We start from the raw sequence: 17,988 nt of genomic DNA on the forward strand, positions 1-17,988 counted from the left end.
TTAATTATTTCTCCATGTAAAAATAAATTCGGCACCTTCGCCCAATTTTGATTTAACTATTATACTTTCCTGCTGATCATCAATTATTTTTTTGACTATTGCCAGCCCAACTCCGGTACTTTCCTGTTCATTTTGTTCGCGTAATGTCTGAAAGATTTCGAATATTTTTTCGTGATATTCTACTGCAATTCCAATTCCGTTGTCTTTAACAGAAAATTCATGAACACCCCCAAATGTTTCGCAGCTTATCTGAATCACTCCGTCTTCTTGTGGTGTATATTTTACGGCATTACTAATCAAATTGGCAAATACCTGTTCGAGTTTAATTCTTTCGGTAAATAAATCCGGAAGATTCCCTATTTCAAGTTTAAAATTTCTCGGAACAATAGAAGCTGCAATTTCACGTACCAAAGCATTTGTATCTATATTTTCTGAAGGCGCTTTTAGGTTCAGACGGGCATAATCCAGTAAACCATTAATAAGTGCTTCCATCCGTCTTGTTTTTTGCGGAATAATGCTGAGATATCTTTTAATCTCTGGCGATAGTTCCTTTTCATGATCCTCTTCAATCCAGCTCACAACGTTATGAATACCGCGAATTGGTGCTTTTAGGTCGTGCGAAACCACATAAGCGAATTTATTCAGCTCAGCATTTCTGTTTTTAAGTTCATGAATATTTTTATCCAGCTTACCAGACATTCTGTTGAGCGATTTTGACAAAGCAGTCAGCTCATCGTTTCTGGTATCTTTTACCATTGTAAAATTCCCTTTAGAAATATTTTCAGCAAGACGAACCATTGCCGTAATCCTCTTATTGGTGATATACATTATAAACACTGTACTTAATAAACCTACTATAACAGTAAGCGTAAGAAATATAAAAGAAAAAGTATGCGCATATTTTAATGAAGTTAAAAGCATCTCTGTATGGTGTTTTCTTCTTTTATATTCGATTTTATCAAATCGCGTGAATTTCTCAGAAATAGCGTCATTTATATTTTTACCGACATGTCTTTTTAGAGTAGTATTAAAAAGATTTTTATAAGAGTACGGATATTCTCGTCTACTCTTTATCAATTCTTTCGAATATCGAACCCAATCACTATGAAGCGTGCTGATAGAATCTAGTATAGTACGTTGTTCATTCTTGCTCCCAATACGAATTTCCTGTTCTTTTATTAATAAAGGCACTCTTTTTAGTCCGATAAAATAAGAATCCAGAAAGGTATAATCTTCTGTCAGCAGAAAACCGCGAAAAGCACTCTGCATTTCGATAATCGATTTGTGTGTTTTATTAGAATTCCGAATAATCTCCTCAGATCTGGCCAGAAACTGTGAGTTCAATTGCACTTTTTTCGACAGCAAATAATTGGTATAAGAGTCCGCAACGGACAACAAAATCACCAAAGTAAAAGCCACAAAAATTTGAGTAGATAATTTCATTTAATTACAATTAAAAGGCCATATCACACTATGTAACAATTGTTTACTCAATAAAATTAAGAAAAATAATAAAATCTTTTCTAAATTATTTTTAAGTGCCTTTGGTATTGATGAACCTTCCACGGCTACAATCAATGATAAAGCTGCCAACACTTATACTGAAAATGTATATTGACTTAAAATCTTTTTTAAGTCGTTAAAATTGTTTGGTTTGGATATAAAATCATCGGCGCCATGCGCTATGGCTTCACGAATGATATCATCCAGTTGCGAGGTCGAAAAGATAATAATCGGAATTTCTTTTAATCCTTCTTCCTTTTTTATTTCAGTTAAGAATTCAAGACCGGACATAAGGGGCATGTTTAAATCCAGAAAAATAACATCGGGAGAAATTTCCTCTTGCAACAATTTTTGCAATGCTTCTACCGGATCATGAATTGCGGTATAGGTAGCCATAGAGACTGATTCCAGCGCTTCCATGAATAACTCACAATCATCTGAATCATCATCAATTTGTAGTATATTGCTATAAGCCATACGCTTATTAGGCACTTCTGGTGTGTAAAGTTCTTTCAATAATTCTTTTTTTTAAATTAAAAACAGACTCAATGTTTAGCTTTAAATTCTATTCAATATGACCTACAAATATGGAAGTATTAATTTTTATGGTTTTACATAATTTCAGATTAATGTTATATGGTTTCAATCTTAAATTAGATTTTGTACGAGACGAAAGCGCTTTTGCTTTTTCTTAAACAAATTGGAATTATACATAAAAAATTAAATAATTATTACTCCCCATTCTCTAAAAGTTTAATCTCAACATTATACTGAAACGTAAGACTAAAGTAAAGGCCTTGCTTTTACAGCAAGTTTTTTTGATCTCTCCAATTTAAAAAAGTAATCATAATCTTATGATTCAATAAAAAAATAGTCCAAAAATTACTTTATTATCCGTAAAAAGATTTAAATTTACTAGGATACATATCTGAAAAAAAATCCAAAACAAATAGTCCACCTATGAAGTATAAAAATATTTTGCAAATTGATGACGATTCAGATGATTGTGAATTCTTTCAGCAGGCGCTGGAAGCGGTCTCAACAGCAGCATATATGGCACTTCATAATCCTATTGAAGCGCTTCAAAAATTGGCAGATAAAGAAATTAATCCTGATTTGATATTCCTTGATATTAATATGCCTTTGATGAGCGGGATCGAGCTTTTGGCAGAAATAAAAAAGAGAGAGACGATCAAAAATATTCCTGTTATTATATTTTCTACGGCCCCGGTATCAGGGAGTCTTGCAAAATTACTGGATGCTAAAGATTATATTACAAAACCAAGTAATTTTAATGAACTTAAAAATATTTTAAAAGACATTTTATAATGTTTTTTTGAAGAAAAAATTTCCTGTTGATTACGACAAAAAGATTTTTTAAAAGCCATACTTCACCGACTTTTTACTTTTAATTGACTTCCTATCTATTTACTAAGTTACTTACCACAATCTCAACTTGAGACTCCTTCCTTATTTTCTTTGTACGATATGTTGTGTCTCATCGCATCTATTTAAATCAAAACACTGATAATTATACAATTACAAATTAGAATCTTGTAAATAAAAGTCGTTTTTCAACTCTAAATTTGGTTATAATTCGAACTAGTATTAATTAAAACCAATAGAGATGAGCACTTTAAATCAAACTACCGAATCGCAAGTCAAAGAACCACTGGATGAAAGCACAAGTTATGTTGATCAGTACGAAAACATTCCGCTAGACGATGACAATCCGGAGGAAGAAACTATAGTAAACGAAGATGATGCTATTACAAATGATGAGGAGGATTTGGATCAGGAATTCTTAGATGCCCTACAACAAGATGAGGAGGAAGAAGAAATCTACGATGATCAAAATAATCTGGATAAAAATCAAAATAACCTGGATAAAGGCGATCCTGATAATGATGATGATAGAAATCTTAGCGTAGATGATCTCTACAAAAACAATGTCTCAGACAACGATGATATAGCAGACAATGATCTTAATGATTTTGAAGGCGCTCATCTCAACAATCCTGATCTTGATAGAGAAGAGCAAAATATTCGAAATCGAGAATAGCAATTGATGTGTTTCATCTATTTTCAGAAATAAAGAACAATAGATGAAATACATTGCTTTTTATACTCCAAAAATATCAATTATGGATTTTTACCTAATTATTCAAATCATAATAGTATCAATTGCCGCGACATCAAGTATGACCTTATTTAGTTATGCAGTATCAGCTCAATACAGAGAATTATACAAAGAACCTTTATTGCTGACTTATCTGATGCGTAACTTAAAAATCAACCTCTCTATGGCCTCCAAAAACACATTGAGCTGGCTGATTCATTATGGTATTGGGGTCGTCTTTGTAACTATATATCATTATTTTTGGGCACACAATATTATACAATTAACTTTTCTACATGCGCTTTTGTTAGGGGTTGCCAGTGGAATTACAGGTATCGTCAGCTGGATGATACTTTTTAAAATTTCGCATTATCAGCCTAAAATTGATTATAAAGGTTACTACATACAATTGTTTATCGCCCACATTATTTTTGCCCTTATTGCAACTGCAGTTTACGCCATTTCCTTAACCGTTATTTTGCTAACCGATACTTATTTTACACCAAAGTAAACAAATTCAAAACAGAAAAATCTTATACACTTTCAAGAAACAAAAAATGGCGCCTATGTAGCGCCATTTTAAATTCTATTTTATTTTATTTCTTGTCAATTTTATAAAGTCGACCCTGATCTGTGATTGCGTATAAGGCTCCGTCATTACCTTGTGTAATATCTCTAAAACGTTGGCCTTCTCCTGCTAACAGTCTTTCTTCGCCAATCACTTTATTGTTTTCAATGGCAAGACGAACAATATGCATACCGCTTAAAGCTCCAATGAAAAGGTTGTTTTGCCATTCCGGCACACGATTACCTGTGTAGAAAGTCATTCCACTTGGTGATACCACCGGGTCCCAATAATAAACCGGTTGCTCCATACCGTCTTGTTTCTGAATCCCTGCTCCTATTGCTGGTCCGTCATATTCAATTCCGTATGTAATAACAGGCCATCCATAATTTGCTCCTGCTTTAATGCGATTAATTTCGTCACCTCCTCTCGGTCCATGTTCAGCCAGCCAGATTTCGTTGGTAACCGGATTAAGTGCCAGTCCTTGTGGGTTTCGGTGCCCAATCGAATACAATTCAGGCAAAGCACCGGCTCCTGTAAAGGTTGGATTACCTGAGGCAGCCTGTCCGTTTTTTGTTATTCTGACTACTTTTCCTAAGGCTGCCGTAACAGATTGAGCTAATGGTCTTGTTTGTAATACAGAACGTTCTCCTGTGCTAACAACCAAATTTCCGGTTTGATCAAAAAGGATACGTCCACCATAATGCAGATTACTAGGATTTGCGGGATTAGCACGATAAATTACGACCGCGCCTTCTATCGTTTTTTCATCTGCCGATAATTTTCCTTTAGCTACCGAAGTCTGATTTCCGCCTGATGATGCTTCTGAAAAAACCCAATAAATCATTCTATTAGAGGAAAATTCAGGATCAAGACACAATCCTAACAATCCACCCTGACCGTCAGGATTCACCGTTGGAATTCCCGTTATCGGACTGCTTACCTCTCCTGCAACAGTAACAATGCGCATTGTTCCCGCTTTTTGAGTAACCAATAATCTTCCATCAGGAAGACTTTTTACTCCCCACGGGCTAGTCAAGGACGAAGTTATGACTTTTCCTTCGTAACCAGTATTCGTTTGTAAACCACCAATTCGCGTTTGCCCTGCAAAGGCCGGACTATAAGTGGTGTTAGCAGGGTTATTTTCTACCGGGTTCGTTGGTGTTCCGGGATCTGGATTTACAACAGGATCTTTATCATTTGAGCAGCCACAAGCAATAAGCAAGGCACTCGACAAAATAGTAATATAGTTACGGTGTAGCATAGATATGTAGGTTAAGGATTAACAATCAATTAATTGAATACTAGTTATTTGCATCAAATTTCCAAAATCTGAAACGAATAACTTTATATAATTAATCGTAAATTTTATACAATTTATTGCAAATCAGATGAAAATATATTTTCGGCCGTGAAGTTTTTCTGTTTTTTTTTGAAAACTTGTTAATTAGATAACAAACCATTTTAATAATAATCTTAACTTTTAGTTTTAATTCTAAAATAGCCCGAGGTTTCAAATTTGGAAGACGCACCGTAAACACATCGTTTCAAAAATTAGGCGCAAAACGCAATAAAATCTGATAATTATGAAATCGTCAGACAGAATGTTATAAAAAATTTCCTCCATTTCAATTTTATATTTGTTGTATTAGCCAGTATCACAATTCCGTAAATTATTTTAAGCTGTATATCTATATAGTTTGGAGTATTCACCTATTTTCTAACGCATCAATTCTAACTTATGTCACTTTCCAAATACAATAAAAAAAGAGATTTTAAGCAAACACAGGAACCCAAAGGTAAAGTTGAAAAATCTTCCAATAAATTGATTTTTGTTGTGCAAAAACATGCCGCATCACATTTGCATTATGATTTTAGACTGGAAATGGATGGTGTTCTTAAAAGTTGGGCGGTTCCAAAAGGGCCTTCAATGGATCCTGATGTAAAGCGACTTGCCATGATGGTTGAAGATCATCCGTACAGTTATAAAGATTTTGAAGGAACTATTCCGCCTGGAAATTATGGTGCTGGAAATGTTATTGTTTGGGATAACGGAACCTATACTCCCTCAGAGAAAACAGCATCACCCGAACGAACCTTGGTGGCGAATTTAAAAAAAGGGCGTCTGAGTTTTGTTTTAAATGGCAAAAAACTCAAAGGTGAATTTTCTTTAGTCAAATTAAATGGGAAACAGGAAAATGCATGGTTACTGATCAAAAAAAATGACAAATATGTTAATGATACAGACATATTAGAAAAAGATAAATCGGTTATTTCGAGAAGGACTTTAGCTGATTTGGGTGAAAAAGCAAAGGAAGCAGATTCAGAAAAAGAAAATCAAACCCAACAAACAATTAAAAAGACGGACAAACCTGCCGAATTCATTAAACCGATGTTGGCCACAATCACGGACAAAGCATTTGATGATGAAGAATGGATCTTCGAAAACAAATACGACGGTTACAGAACTATCGCGGTCATTAACCCAAATGAAGATGTTGAATTATACAGCAGAAACGAAATTTCTTTCAATACCAATTTTAAACCTATTGCCGAAGAATTAAAAAAAATTGATCATGCAGTTGTTTTAGATGGTGAGGTTGTAGTGGAAGATGAACAAGGCAAAGCCAGTTTTCAATTGCTTCAGAATTACCTTAAAACAGGTTTCGGAAATTTAAAGTATTATGTCTTCGATTTATTAAATTTAGACGGAAATCTGGTTACTAAACTATCCACTCTCGATCGAAAAGAACTTCTGAAAATTTTATTCAATAAATACAAATTCAGTAATATTTTCTATGCCGATCATTCTGTTGGAGACGGCATAAAACAGTTTGAACTTGCTACCAAAAACAAAGAAGAAGGGATTGTGGCCAAAAAAGCTGACAGTGTTTATTTATCAGACAAACGCTCTCATGACTGGCTAAAAATTAAAACCGCCAATCAGGAAGAAGTAATTATCATTGGAATTACTGAACCTAAGAATTCAAGAAAGCATTTTGGCGCTATTATAATGGCACAGTATTATGGAAAAAGGCTTCAGTACATTGGAAAATGCGGTACCGGTTTCACAGAACAAATACTAGAAGAATTGTACACTAAATTACAGCCTTATTTTATTGCTGATTCTCCTTTAAATGAAAAAACCGGTCTTCGGGATACCATTCAGTGGGTAAAACCAAAATTGGTCTGCCAGATCAAATTCTCTGAATGGACTGCTGATAAACGTCTTAGACATCCGGTTTATCTTGGTTTGAGAATAGACAAAAAACCTACTGAAGTTTTTCTACCATCGGATACTAAAAATACAACGGAATTAAAAAAAGAAGAAAAAAAAGAAGAAAAAATGGATGACACTACTCAAAAAAACAAAACGGAAAATGATTATGATTTGAAAGTGGGAAAAACGGTTCTTCATTTGACTAATCAGAATAAAATCTATTTTCCGGATGACAAAATTACCAAAGGAGAAATCGTTCAGTATTATAATGAAGTAGCTGATCTTATCCTTCCCTACTTAAAAAATCGTCCGCAATCGATGAACCGTTTTCCAAATGGAATCGCCGGCACCAGTTTTTACCAAAAAGAAGTAGATGTCGAAAAAAGTCCGTCCTGGCTGAAAACAAAAAAAATATTCTCAGAATCGAATGATGCTGATGTGAACTATTTGATTTGCAACAATAAAGAAACCTTACTTTATATGGCGAATTTGGGTTGTATCGAAATCAATCCGTGGAATTCCACCATTCAGCATATAGAAAATCCGGATTGGCTGGTAATTGATATAGATCCTGATCAACAAGATTTCACAGAAGTGGTAAAAACAGCTTTAACCGTCAAAGAAGTCATGGATGAACTGGAAACCGAATGTTTGTGCAAAACTTCCGGTGCTACAGGATTGCATGTATATATTCCGTTAGGCGCTCAATATGACTATGATTCGACTAAAATATTAGCTGAATTAATTGCCAAAGAAGTGCAATCACGCTTACTGGACACCACTACTTTGGAAAGAAGCATCAAAAAAAGAGACCGTAAAATTTATATCGACTTTTTACAAAACAGACATGGTCAGACTTTGGCAGCACCTTATTCCGTTCGTCCTAAACCTGGTGCAACAGTTTCTACGCCCTTAGAATGGAGCGAAGTAAATGACGATTTGCATCCGTCTCAATTTACTATAAAAAACGTTTTGAGCCGTTTTGAGAAAAAAGGCGATTTATGGAAACCCGTTTTAGAAAAAGGAGCCAACGTCAAAAAGATCATCAAAAAAATTGAAGATCGCGACAGAGGTTAAGATGATTTTTTCTTTTTAGTTTCTAAACTCGCTTTCAACATTTCCATAAGATCGTCGGTTTGTTTGTGCACCACTTTAAGTTCTGCAGGTTTTTTAGGCGCTTTTCCTTTGGCTTTCTTTTTAATAATATCCAAAAGTTTGGCAGTATACTCATCTTTAAAATTACTGATATCAAATTTCTCCGTAAGCTGATCGATTAATTTTTCAGCCATATCCATTTCTTTTGCACTTGTAGATTTAGCGACTGGCGGAAGTTTTAATTCGGATGGATCCCTAACTTCCTGTTCAAAACGGATTCGGTTTAAAACAATAACATTTTTATAGGGCTTTAAAATTGCCAAACTTTCTTTATTTCGCAGTACAAAACTCGTTACTCCCACTTTTCCGGACGCTGCCAATGCATCACGAAGCAAGGCATAGGCTTTCATGGCACCTTTATCTGGCTCCAGGAAATAAGGCTGTTCATAATAAATACTATCAATTTCTTTTTCAGCTACAAAACTCTGAATATCTATCGTTTTAGTTTTTACCGCATCGGCAGCCTGAAAATCTTCATCATCGAGAATTACATATTTATCTTCAATTTTATAACCTTTGATGATATTTCCATACGCTACTTCTTTACCCGTACTTTCATTAAATCTTTTAAAGATAATATTTGAAAGATCTTTTGCATCGAGCATATCCAAATCCAGACTACTCTCCTGCACTGCCGAAAACAACTTAATAGGAATATTAATTAAACCAAAACTGATTGAACCTGTCCATATTGATCTCATGATTTCTTTGTTTTAAATTGACCCTAAATTTAAGGCAGAGTTGTGATTTTCTATTATATGATATTGGGAATGTTTTATAAAATAATGCGTTGAAATGGTTTTTACATTTTGGTTGTTGCGTAATTTTTATAATTTGGAAAAAGAAATTGATATATTTGGTAATGAATAATTGGTGATTTGAATTACACATATCTACCTTAATTGGGTTAGATTTGTGTGATTTTGTCACACATATATATAAGTTACCAGCAAGCGCAACAACATTCGTTAAAATTTCACAAATGAAGAAGTTAACTATTTTATTATTATGTCTTTGTTTAACTAGTTGTTACTTTGGACAAAATGAATCAAGCAATGAAATAATAAAAAACTTTCATTTAGCAAGATGGGATGAAAATACTTGGATTTCATATACCGAAGATAACGATAGCATTTTTGAAGACGAAAAGATTGTTGTTGGGCATAATGTTTTTGCAGTCGGTAATAATGAAAACTTTATAATTGGAAAGCAACATCCGTGTGAAAATAAAAATAAACATTTCATTGACTATGACAGTTTAAAACCAAACAGAAAGACTATAAATTATTTCATTATAGACAACCGCAATGATACTTATAGATTGTATAATTTCAGCAATGAAAAAGATTTCAATATTGAAAAAATTCGACTTGGAATTCCTAAAAGTTTGCCATATAAATATTATGATAAAAACTTAGAATAATCGCCTGCTGGTAACAGCCACTACAACGGATTTGGGAAGTTGGCTTAATGGGAAGTTGGTCTTGTATTTGGAATATTTGGCAAATCCGAAGAATGGTCTTAATTTAATCCCAAACCCGCTGTAGTGCCAGAACGTTGTGCGTCAGTTTGGCTGTATGCAGAAAATCAGAAGTGAAATAGAAAATTAATTAATCAATGTTAGATAATTTAAACAAAAAATATCTTTATTTATCAATCTCAATTTCAGTTACCTTATTCATATCACTGAACTTCATTTTAGGTCCAACATCTATTTTTGGTCTAGCAGAATTTATACAGAATAAAACAGGTTATTTTTTCGGAGTTGATATAAATACTTTGGATTACCTTTTAATCTCATTAATTCCAATTTGCGGTTTAATGTTAACGGAAAAAAGAAAACGGAAAAATTTATCCGAAATTCTAAAAGACAACTTAATTATCTGTTTGAGTTGCGTTTTAACTTTTAGTATTGGATTATTCATATTGATTTCAAAAATTGGAAGTCCATCAGAAAATCCGCTAATTCCAGAATATTTGCGAGTAGAACCATTTAAGCAATATTCTTTATTTTTCATTATTTTAGGTTTAATATTACCATTTTTATTTACACGAAAAGAAGTTGAAGAAACGAAAAGCGAAATTGAACTTATTGGAAAACAAAATGAATAAAAAAACCGAACGCACAACAGCTACTACAACGGATTTGGGAAATTGGCTTAATGCAAAGTAGCTTTTGTATTTGGAATGATTTGGCAAATCCGAAGAATGGTCTTAATTTAGTCCCAAACCCGTTATAGTACCAGAACGTTAACGGTCAGCGCAAAATCGACCACATATTGGAATATAAACGAAAAGAAAAATATTGAAATGAAGAAATTATTAATTACTTATATTTTGCTCATTGTTTCAATATGTCTTTATTCTCAGAAGAAAACAATTAAAGGAAAGGTAATTGATGATAATTTGGAAACTTTGCCATATGTGCAAATTATGATTAATGACACGATTCAAGTTGGCAGAACAGATTTAGTTGGTTTTTTTCAAATAGATATCCCTATTTCTGCAAAAACTATATTATTTAAATATCTTGGAGTAGATCCAGCGACAATAGAGCTTGTAGATAAATGTGATGAAGTCGAAGTCGTAATGCTGTTAAGCTGTACTTGTGATTTTATGACTCTTAAAAAAGTAGATAGACTTCGAATGAAAAGATTTAAGAAGATACCAGAATTACATAAAGAAGCATTTGAAAAAGGTATATTTGAAAATGAATATGCTTGTTATAATCGCGAGTTTAAACCCATTTATGAAGTGCACAAAATAGTAAACTAAAAAAACAAGGCCGAACCGCTAACAGCTACTACAACGGATTTGGGCAATTGGCTTAATGGAAAGTTGGTTTTGTATTTGGGATGATTTGGCAAATCCGAAAAATAGTGCTTAATTTAGTCCCAAACCCGCTGTAGTACCAAGAAGTTAGGCGATATTACCTTAAAAACGAGACAAATATCATTATATCAACTAAAGTTAGAAAAATTATAATTTCTAAAAGAAAATTAAACTTTGAAAATATTTATAAATATATTAAAATCAGTACTCTTTATCTGTATAAGTTTTATTGGAACTTTAATAATTTTTCTCAATTCAACTTTTGGAAATTACTCTGTTACTGTTTATGATATGTTTTTAAATCCTTTCCTGTTTTTAATTTATCTGATTCTATCTTTAATTTTTATTAATTGGACAAAAGAGCAAATTAAAAAAAACTACTTTTCACTTTTATTAATTCCTTTAGTTTTTACAATTGTGTCATATTTGTGGAAACAAAATTTTCATAAAAACATTTATTTACAAGCGATTATGGAAGAATCAAAAGGTTCTTTAATAACTCTATTTGATAATAATACTTTTGAAATAAAAGTTCAATATCAACACGGAGCAGACTACAAAAAAGGTAATTATGAGAAAAAAGGTAATGAAATATTTTTAATAGAAAAAGACATCACTATTTTGACCGATAGTCTTTTTACTCAAAAATATCACCTTATGAACAACGAAAAATTAATAGTTTTAGACAACAAGAGTTTTAAACCTTTAACTATATTAAAAATACAATCAAAACATTAAAATTGATATCTAAATAACATCGCCTAGAAGCTACTACAACGGATTTGGGCAATAGGCTTAATGGAAAGTTGGTTTTGTACTTGGAATGATTTGGCAAATCCGAAGAATGGGCTTAATTTAGTCCCAAACTGCTTGTAGCGCGGGAACGTTAGTGGCTATTTTTGAAAACCGTCGTAAGTATGAAACATAAAATCATCATTATTACTTTTCTTTTATTTCTAAAAAGTTCAATTTCTCTTGGGCAAACAAAGACTATAAATTTATATTTAGAAGATAATGACAAATTAAATATTCTTCTCAATGGAAAAGTTGAAACTGTCAACGTAAAAAATGAAAATCTAGCTTATAAATCATATAATTCTATCGTTTATAAATTCAACCAAAATGGAATTCCAGATAAAATAGTATATTACGGTTTAGGTTTAAATGCAGTATTTAAAAAACTCGTAAACGAAGAAGTTCATTACAATTTTAAAGCAAACAAACTTATATCAAAACTGAACAAACTTAGTTTTGGAAATGATGGGGATATATATGAATATGATGAAAATTGGAATTTAATATCAACAAAAAATTATATGTCCAATATTTTAATAAAAGAGATTTTATCAAAATATGACAATAAAAATAGAATAGTTGAAAAAACGGAATATTTATATGGTGGATTTAGTGATTATAATCCAACAACTCAGGAAGGAAAATCTAAATATTTATATGAAGTGGAAAAATATGAATATAATTCTCAAAATAAAGTAATTTTAAAATTGACTTACAATTTCAGAGAGAACAAGACAGTAATGATAACAAATTACAAATATGATGAGAATGGGAATCAGATTGAAGAAGGTCATTGCCTAAGTTATGGAGAACCAAATTGCGAAATCAAACCGCTTTATGGATATGAATATAATTCAAATAACCTAATTACTAGAAAATTTCAATTAGCAAAATTTTCGCCTCATAATACTGATTCATACTATTACTATGATGAAAAAGGAAATGAAATTGAAGTAAAAGGATTTTATATATATCCAGAAAAAGAACCAATTTTAGGCTATGATTTTAAATCTGAATACAATGTTTTTGGAAATAGAACAAAGGAAGAAGAAATTACTGGAAATTACAGGTCGATTGGTTTTGACAAATATAAAACTCAAAACACACAATATGATAAATTTCAAAATATGATTTTAAATGAATATATATCTCCAGAAGGCAAAACTATTAAAATCGTCCAGAAAAAATATACTTATGATAAAAAGAACAATTGGTTAAAAATGGAAACTTTTGAAGGGAAAAATAATGACGATTTAAAGCTAACGGAAATTACTACACGAGAAATTAAGTACTTCTAAATTAAAACAGCCACTAACACACGCTACAAGCAATTTGGGTATTAGGCTTAATTTGAAATTGGTTTTGTATTTGGAAGATTTGGCAAATCCGAAGATAAGGCTTAATTTAATCTCAAACTGCTTGTAGCGCGGGAACGTTGGTGGCAATTATAAAGACCAAAAAACATTATGAAAAACATTAGACTGATTTTGATTTTGCTAATAGGTGGATTTCTAACATATTTTGCATTTCAATCTCAATACAAAACTTTCTTTTTTGACAGCATTATTGAATTTGGATTGATAATAGTTGGACTTATAGTTTTCATTTGGACATTTATTACGGACTTTAAAATTTATAAAATTGAACGTCAATTAAAATGTTTTGCTTTCACAATTTTATGTTTTTTTTTCACATCAATCATTTTGACACTTCATATTAGAACACAACTAAAATTTGACAAACCAACATTGGTGAAAGTGTTTTATGATGGCGACTTTAACGGAACAGGAATTGATTTCAAAACTGACGGAACATACATATTTGACAATTCTGCAATAGGATTAAGTGACTATTTTTATGGAGTTTACACAATTTATGGAAATAGAATTACGATGGATAAAGACCAAATTGACAATCTTAAAAACTTGAAATATTTAGAAATTAAAGAAAAAATTATTGACACAAACAAAACTGACTTATATTTATTTCAAATTGACAGTTTAGGAAACTTGATAAAAAATTCTGAAGAATACAGAGTAACAATTGACAACAGAACAAACGAAAAGAAAAAATAACTGCCACCAACACACGCTACAAGCAATTTGGGCAATTGGCTTAATGGAAAAATTGGTTTGTATTTGGAAGATTTGGCAAATCCGAAGAATGGACTTAATTTAGTCCCAAACTGCTTGTAGCGCGGGAACGTTAGCGGTCAGCGCAAAATAGACCACATATTGGAATATAAACGAAAAGAAAAATATTGAAATGAAGAAATTATTAATTACTTATATTTTGCTCATTGTTTCAATATGTCTTTATTCTCAGAAGAAAACAATTAAAGGAAAGGTAATTGATGATAATTTGGAAACTTTGCCATATGTGCAAATTATGATTAATGACACGATTCAAGTTGGCAGAACAGATTTAGTTGGTTTTTTTCAAATAGATATCCCTATTTCTGCAAAAACTATATTATTTAAATATCTTGGAGTAGATCCAGCGACAATAGAGCTTGTAGATAAATGTGATGAAGTCGAAGTCGTAATGCTGTTAAGCTGTACTTGTGATTTTATGACTCTTAAAAAAGTAGATAGACTTCGCATGAAAAGATTTAAGAAGATACCAGAATTACATAAAGAAGCATTTGAAAAAGGTATATTTGAAAATGAATATGCTTGTTATAATCGCGAGTTTAAACCCATTTATGAAGTGCACAAAATAGTAAACTAAAAAAACAAGGCCGAACCGCTAACAGCTACTACAACGGATTTGGGCAATTGGCTTAATGGAAAGTTGGTTTTGTATTTGGGATGATTTGGCAAATCCGAAAAATAGTGCTTAATTTAGTCCAAAACCCGCGTAGTGCCAGAACGTTAGGCACAAGCTAAAACAACACGAACAGAAATGACACCGAAACAACAATTAGAATCAATCCTTTCCAACCAATACGAATCGGAAGACGGAGATTTGTATAAGGTCGAATTGCTGGATGGAATGACCGACAGTGAAATAGAAAACCTGAAAAATCAGCTTCCAGATAACAACTTACCGAATGAAATCGAAGAATTATTAAGATTCAGCAAAGGTTTTGAGTTTTATGGACTTGAAGAAGTACGTTTTGATGCATTCGGTCATTTTGGATTTGAAGAAATGTTTCCAAAATCAATACAACTTGCAGGAGATGGGTTTGGGAATTTTTGGATTTTAGATATTGACTCTAAGGGAAAATGGAATTCAGTTTATTATGTCTGTCACGACCCATCGGTCGTTGTAAAACACTCTGAAAATTTAACGGAGTTCATAAGACATGTTGACGAGTTCGGACAAAAAGGAAATCAATCCAACTTGGACATTATTCACGAAAAGACCGTAATGGATATTTGGAGTGAAAAAGTCGGAATAATGGAAAAAAATGAAAAGGATTATGGCTTTGAAAACGGACAAGTTGAACTACCAGAAATGTTTTTAGTGGCGGACTTGACTAATCAACCTATAAAAACAGGATTTCCTTGGGGTAAATCAGGACCGAACACAAAAATCATAAGACCGAGTGATGAACCAATTTGGATAGTTGAGAAACGAGTGAAACAAGGTTTTCTATCAAGATTATTCGGTGGAAAGAAATAAATAGCCAGTGCCTAACAGCCACTACAACGGATTTGGGCATTGGGCTTAATGGAAAGATGGTTTTGTATTTGGGAGATTTGGCAAATCCGAAGAATGGTATTAATTTAGTCCCAAACCCGCTCTAGTACCGGAACGTTGTGCGTCAGTTTAACACGAAATCCGTAAAACATAACTACTAATGAAAGTAATTATAAACTTATTGATATTAATACTTTTAACATCTTGCTCAAACAAGCAATTTACAGTGGAACAATATGAAAAGTATCCTGTAAAATTTCCAAAAAAATTAATTACTTATCCAAACGAGTCTTTTAAATTATTCTTGCCAAAAAACTGGGAATGGAAAATTGAAAATTATGATGATGTTGAAGAAATTACATTGGGAATTAATGCTTTTTCAAAACCAGACGAAAAAAACTTTACAAATATAATTTCTATACAAAAAGGCAAAATTTTTTCTAACAGTAATAACTTAAAGGATGAATTTGAAAATATGCTTGAAAAAGCAAAACAAAATCCTGATTTAAAATTAATTGAATCTGGAAAAATATTGTTTTTAGACAATGATACATATTTTACACATTCTAAATCAAACCCGGGAAATTATGGTGGAATTGAAATAATTTCATTTATTACCAAAAGTAAAAATGATAATAGTTTTTACTATTTACATGCTTCTGCTTCAATAACAAATGAGGTGAAAACTAATATGGCTATAATGATTCAATGTCTAAAAACATTTAAAGAAAAATAAAAACCGAACGCACAACAGCCGTTTGGCGAGATTGCGAATTATGCGGTAAATTCACGTTTATCTTTCGCAAGAAATTTAGTAGTAACCGAAAATACTCAGTTACGAAGTTCGCAACCTCGCCAAGCGCCAGAACGTTGTGCGACACTTTGGAAAACCAAAACGAATATGAAATATTGGACTTTAATTTGTGCTTTTTTATTTATAGGGTGTTGTCATCAGGGCGAACATCATATTACCGTCTACAATAATTCTGGTAAAGATTTGTATTGTAGAACATTTATAAACTCTAAAAACGAAAGTTTTAATGAGTACTTAAAAAAGAATCATACCACAGATATAGGAATTGGGATTGGTAAAAAAGATTCTGAAATTATAGACAAACATCCTTCAGAAAAAATTATATCTATCATGTATTTTGACTCGATAGAATATATAAACCCGAATGAAAATTTTGAAAGGTTAAAAACTACACAGAATTTGATCTTGAAGAAATATTCAAAAGAAGAGTTGGAAAATTTAAACTGGAAAATAGATTATAAATAAAAAAGCGATCGCACAACAGTTACTACAACGGATTTGGGCATTGGGCTTAATGGAAAGATGGTTTTGTACTTGGATGATTTGGCAAATCCGAAAATAGGACTTAATTTAATCCCAAACCCGCTGTAGTACTAGAACGTCGCGGTCAGTTGAAACCGAACTTACGCAGAAAAATAACACATAAAATTAAATGAAAAATTTAGAAAACTATAAAAAAGAAACTTTGACAATTGACTTAGCTAAAGCAAATATCTATGGGCTTTTTGGTATGATACCTATTGTTATGATTTATACTATTCCATTTTATTTGATTTGGAATGAAAAGCTAACCATTGTATATTTTAAAAATTATTTTAAAGAATTTAGCATCACAAATAACCCACTTCCTTTTTCAGTTCTAATTATAATAGTTATGATTTTGGGAATAATTATGCACGAATTAATTCACGGAATTACTTGGTCAAAATATACAGAAAAAGGTTTTAAGTCAATTAAATTTGGAATCTTATGGAAAATGCTAACACCATATTGTCATTGTAAAGAACCTTTGAAAGTAAAAGAATATATTTTGGGAGCAATAATGCCTGCCATTTTATTAGGTCTTATTCCAGCAATTTATGCAATCATATTTGGTAATATTTTACTTTTAGTATTTGGTATATTTTTTACGACTGTTGCAATTGGAGATTTTATGATTATTAATCTATTGCGTAAAGAAAATATGAATTCTTTAGTATTAGATCATCCTACCGAAGCGGGTTGTTTTATATATAGAAAATTAAAAAGTTGAATGATCAGTTAAAATATAACATTTTTGAATAACGACAACCGAACCGCCAACACACGCTACAAGCAATTTGGGCATTTGGCATAATGGG

General features: G+C 32.0%; 19 protein-coding genes. 15 read left to right on the forward strand and 4 right to left on the reverse strand.

What is annotated here, in order from left to right; translation table 11 throughout:
• Both AC3ITQ_RS17980 and AC3ITQ_RS17985 read right to left on the reverse strand, forming a co-directional pair.
• Nucleotides 1–1,443, reverse strand: a complete 1,443-nt coding sequence (locus AC3ITQ_RS17980; RefSeq protein WP_489235511.1) for an ATP-binding protein — start codon at nt 1,441–1,443, stop codon at nt 1–3.
• A gap of 153 nt (nt 1,444–1,596) precedes the next feature.
• The gene (locus AC3ITQ_RS17985) at nt 1,597–2,019 is read right to left on the reverse strand and encodes a response regulator (RefSeq protein WP_489235512.1); all 423 of its coding nucleotides are present in this window, start codon (nt 2,017–2,019) and stop codon (nt 1,597–1,599) included.
• A 444-nt stretch (nt 2,020–2,463) separates the two neighbouring features.
• On the opposite strand from AC3ITQ_RS17985, the gene AC3ITQ_RS17990 reads away from it, so the two are divergent.
• From AC3ITQ_RS17990 to AC3ITQ_RS18000, 3 genes are all read left to right on the forward strand, one after another.
• Entirely contained in the window at nt 2,464–2,832 is a 369-nt protein-coding gene (locus AC3ITQ_RS17990; protein WP_489235513.1) for a response regulator, read from the forward strand.
• Nucleotides 2,833–3,130: 298 nt separating this feature from the next.
• Nucleotides 3,131–3,565, forward strand: a complete 435-nt coding sequence (locus AC3ITQ_RS17995; RefSeq protein ID WP_489235514.1) for a hypothetical protein — start codon at nt 3,131–3,133, stop codon at nt 3,563–3,565.
• 82 nt (nt 3,566–3,647) lie between these two features.
• A complete protein-coding gene (locus AC3ITQ_RS18000; RefSeq protein ID WP_489235516.1) occupies nt 3,648–4,133 on the forward strand; it encodes a hypothetical protein in 486 nt (161 codons plus the stop codon).
• A gap of 85 nt (nt 4,134–4,218) precedes the next feature.
• On the opposite strand, the gene AC3ITQ_RS18005 is transcribed toward AC3ITQ_RS18000, so the two are convergent.
• The gene (locus AC3ITQ_RS18005; RefSeq protein WP_489235517.1) at nt 4,219–5,451 is read right to left on the reverse strand and encodes a PQQ-dependent sugar dehydrogenase; all 1,233 of its coding nucleotides are present in this window, start codon (nt 5,449–5,451) and stop codon (nt 4,219–4,221) included.
• A gap of 477 nt (nt 5,452–5,928) precedes the next feature.
• Here AC3ITQ_RS18005 and ligD point away from each other — a divergent pair, with 477 nt between their 5' ends.
• Nucleotides 5,929–8,484, forward strand: a complete 2,556-nt coding sequence (gene ligD / locus AC3ITQ_RS18010; protein ID WP_489235518.1) for a DNA ligase D — start codon at nt 5,929–5,931, stop codon at nt 8,482–8,484.
• Here ligD and ku read toward each other — a convergent pair.
• Nucleotides 8,481–9,263: a non-homologous end joining protein Ku gene (gene ku, locus AC3ITQ_RS18015; protein ID WP_489235519.1), complete on the reverse strand. Its 783-nt coding sequence runs from the start codon at nt 9,261–9,263 to the stop codon at nt 8,481–8,483. The two genes, ligD and ku, sit on opposite strands and share 4 nt — an antisense overlap.
• Nucleotides 9,264–9,544: 281 nt before the next feature.
• On the opposite strand from ku, the gene AC3ITQ_RS18020 reads away from it, so the two are divergent.
• The 11 genes from AC3ITQ_RS18020 to AC3ITQ_RS18070 all read left to right on the forward strand — a co-directional run bounded on the left by AC3ITQ_RS18020 (nt 9,545) and on the right by AC3ITQ_RS18070 (nt 17,900).
• Nucleotides 9,545–9,985: a DUF3997 domain-containing protein gene (locus AC3ITQ_RS18020; RefSeq protein WP_489235520.1), complete on the forward strand. Its 441-nt coding sequence runs from the start codon at nt 9,545–9,547 to the stop codon at nt 9,983–9,985.
• A gap of 194 nt (nt 9,986–10,179) precedes the next feature.
• Nucleotides 10,180–10,674 carry a hypothetical protein gene (locus AC3ITQ_RS18025; RefSeq protein ID WP_489235521.1) on the forward strand — a complete coding sequence of 165 codons (495 nt, stop codon included), beginning with the start codon at nt 10,180–10,182 and terminating at the stop codon, nt 10,672–10,674.
• Between the two features lie 198 nt (nt 10,675–10,872).
• The gene (locus AC3ITQ_RS18030; RefSeq protein ID WP_489235522.1) at nt 10,873–11,337 is read left to right on the forward strand and encodes a carboxypeptidase-like regulatory domain-containing protein; all 465 of its coding nucleotides are present in this window, start codon (nt 10,873–10,875) and stop codon (nt 11,335–11,337) included.
• A 231-nt stretch (nt 11,338–11,568) separates the two neighbouring features.
• A complete protein-coding gene (locus tag AC3ITQ_RS18035; RefSeq protein WP_489235523.1) occupies nt 11,569–12,132 on the forward strand; it encodes a hypothetical protein in 564 nt (187 codons plus the stop codon).
• Nucleotides 12,133–12,311: 179 nt separating this feature from the next.
• Nucleotides 12,312–13,487 (forward strand): hypothetical protein, encoded by a 1,176-nt coding sequence (locus tag AC3ITQ_RS18040; protein WP_489235525.1) that lies wholly within the window; start codon nt 12,312–12,314, stop codon nt 13,485–13,487.
• 168 nt (nt 13,488–13,655) lie between these two features.
• Nucleotides 13,656–14,264: a hypothetical protein gene (locus AC3ITQ_RS18045; RefSeq protein ID WP_489235526.1), complete on the forward strand. Its 609-nt coding sequence runs from the start codon at nt 13,656–13,658 to the stop codon at nt 14,262–14,264.
• 190 nt (nt 14,265–14,454) lie between these two features.
• Nucleotides 14,455–14,919 carry a carboxypeptidase-like regulatory domain-containing protein gene (locus tag AC3ITQ_RS18050; protein WP_489235522.1) on the forward strand — a complete coding sequence of 155 codons (465 nt, stop codon included), beginning with the start codon at nt 14,455–14,457 and terminating at the stop codon, nt 14,917–14,919.
• 174 nt (nt 14,920–15,093) lie between these two features.
• The gene (locus AC3ITQ_RS18055; protein ID WP_489235527.1) at nt 15,094–15,816 is read left to right on the forward strand and encodes an SMI1/KNR4 family protein; all 723 of its coding nucleotides are present in this window, start codon (nt 15,094–15,096) and stop codon (nt 15,814–15,816) included.
• A 178-nt stretch (nt 15,817–15,994) separates the two neighbouring features.
• Nucleotides 15,995–16,570 (forward strand): hypothetical protein, encoded by a 576-nt coding sequence (locus AC3ITQ_RS18060; protein WP_489235528.1) that lies wholly within the window; start codon nt 15,995–15,997, stop codon nt 16,568–16,570.
• Between the two features lie 165 nt (nt 16,571–16,735).
• A complete protein-coding gene (locus AC3ITQ_RS18065; protein ID WP_489235529.1) occupies nt 16,736–17,113 on the forward strand; it encodes a hypothetical protein in 378 nt (125 codons plus the stop codon).
• Between the two features lie 187 nt (nt 17,114–17,300).
• Nucleotides 17,301–17,900, forward strand: coding sequence for a DUF3267 domain-containing protein (locus tag AC3ITQ_RS18070; RefSeq protein WP_489235530.1), 600 nt, complete (start codon nt 17,301–17,303; stop codon nt 17,898–17,900).
• Nucleotides 17,901–17,988: the final 88 nt, after the last annotated feature.

Source organism: Flavobacterium sp. KH_001, from assembly GCF_057840745.1.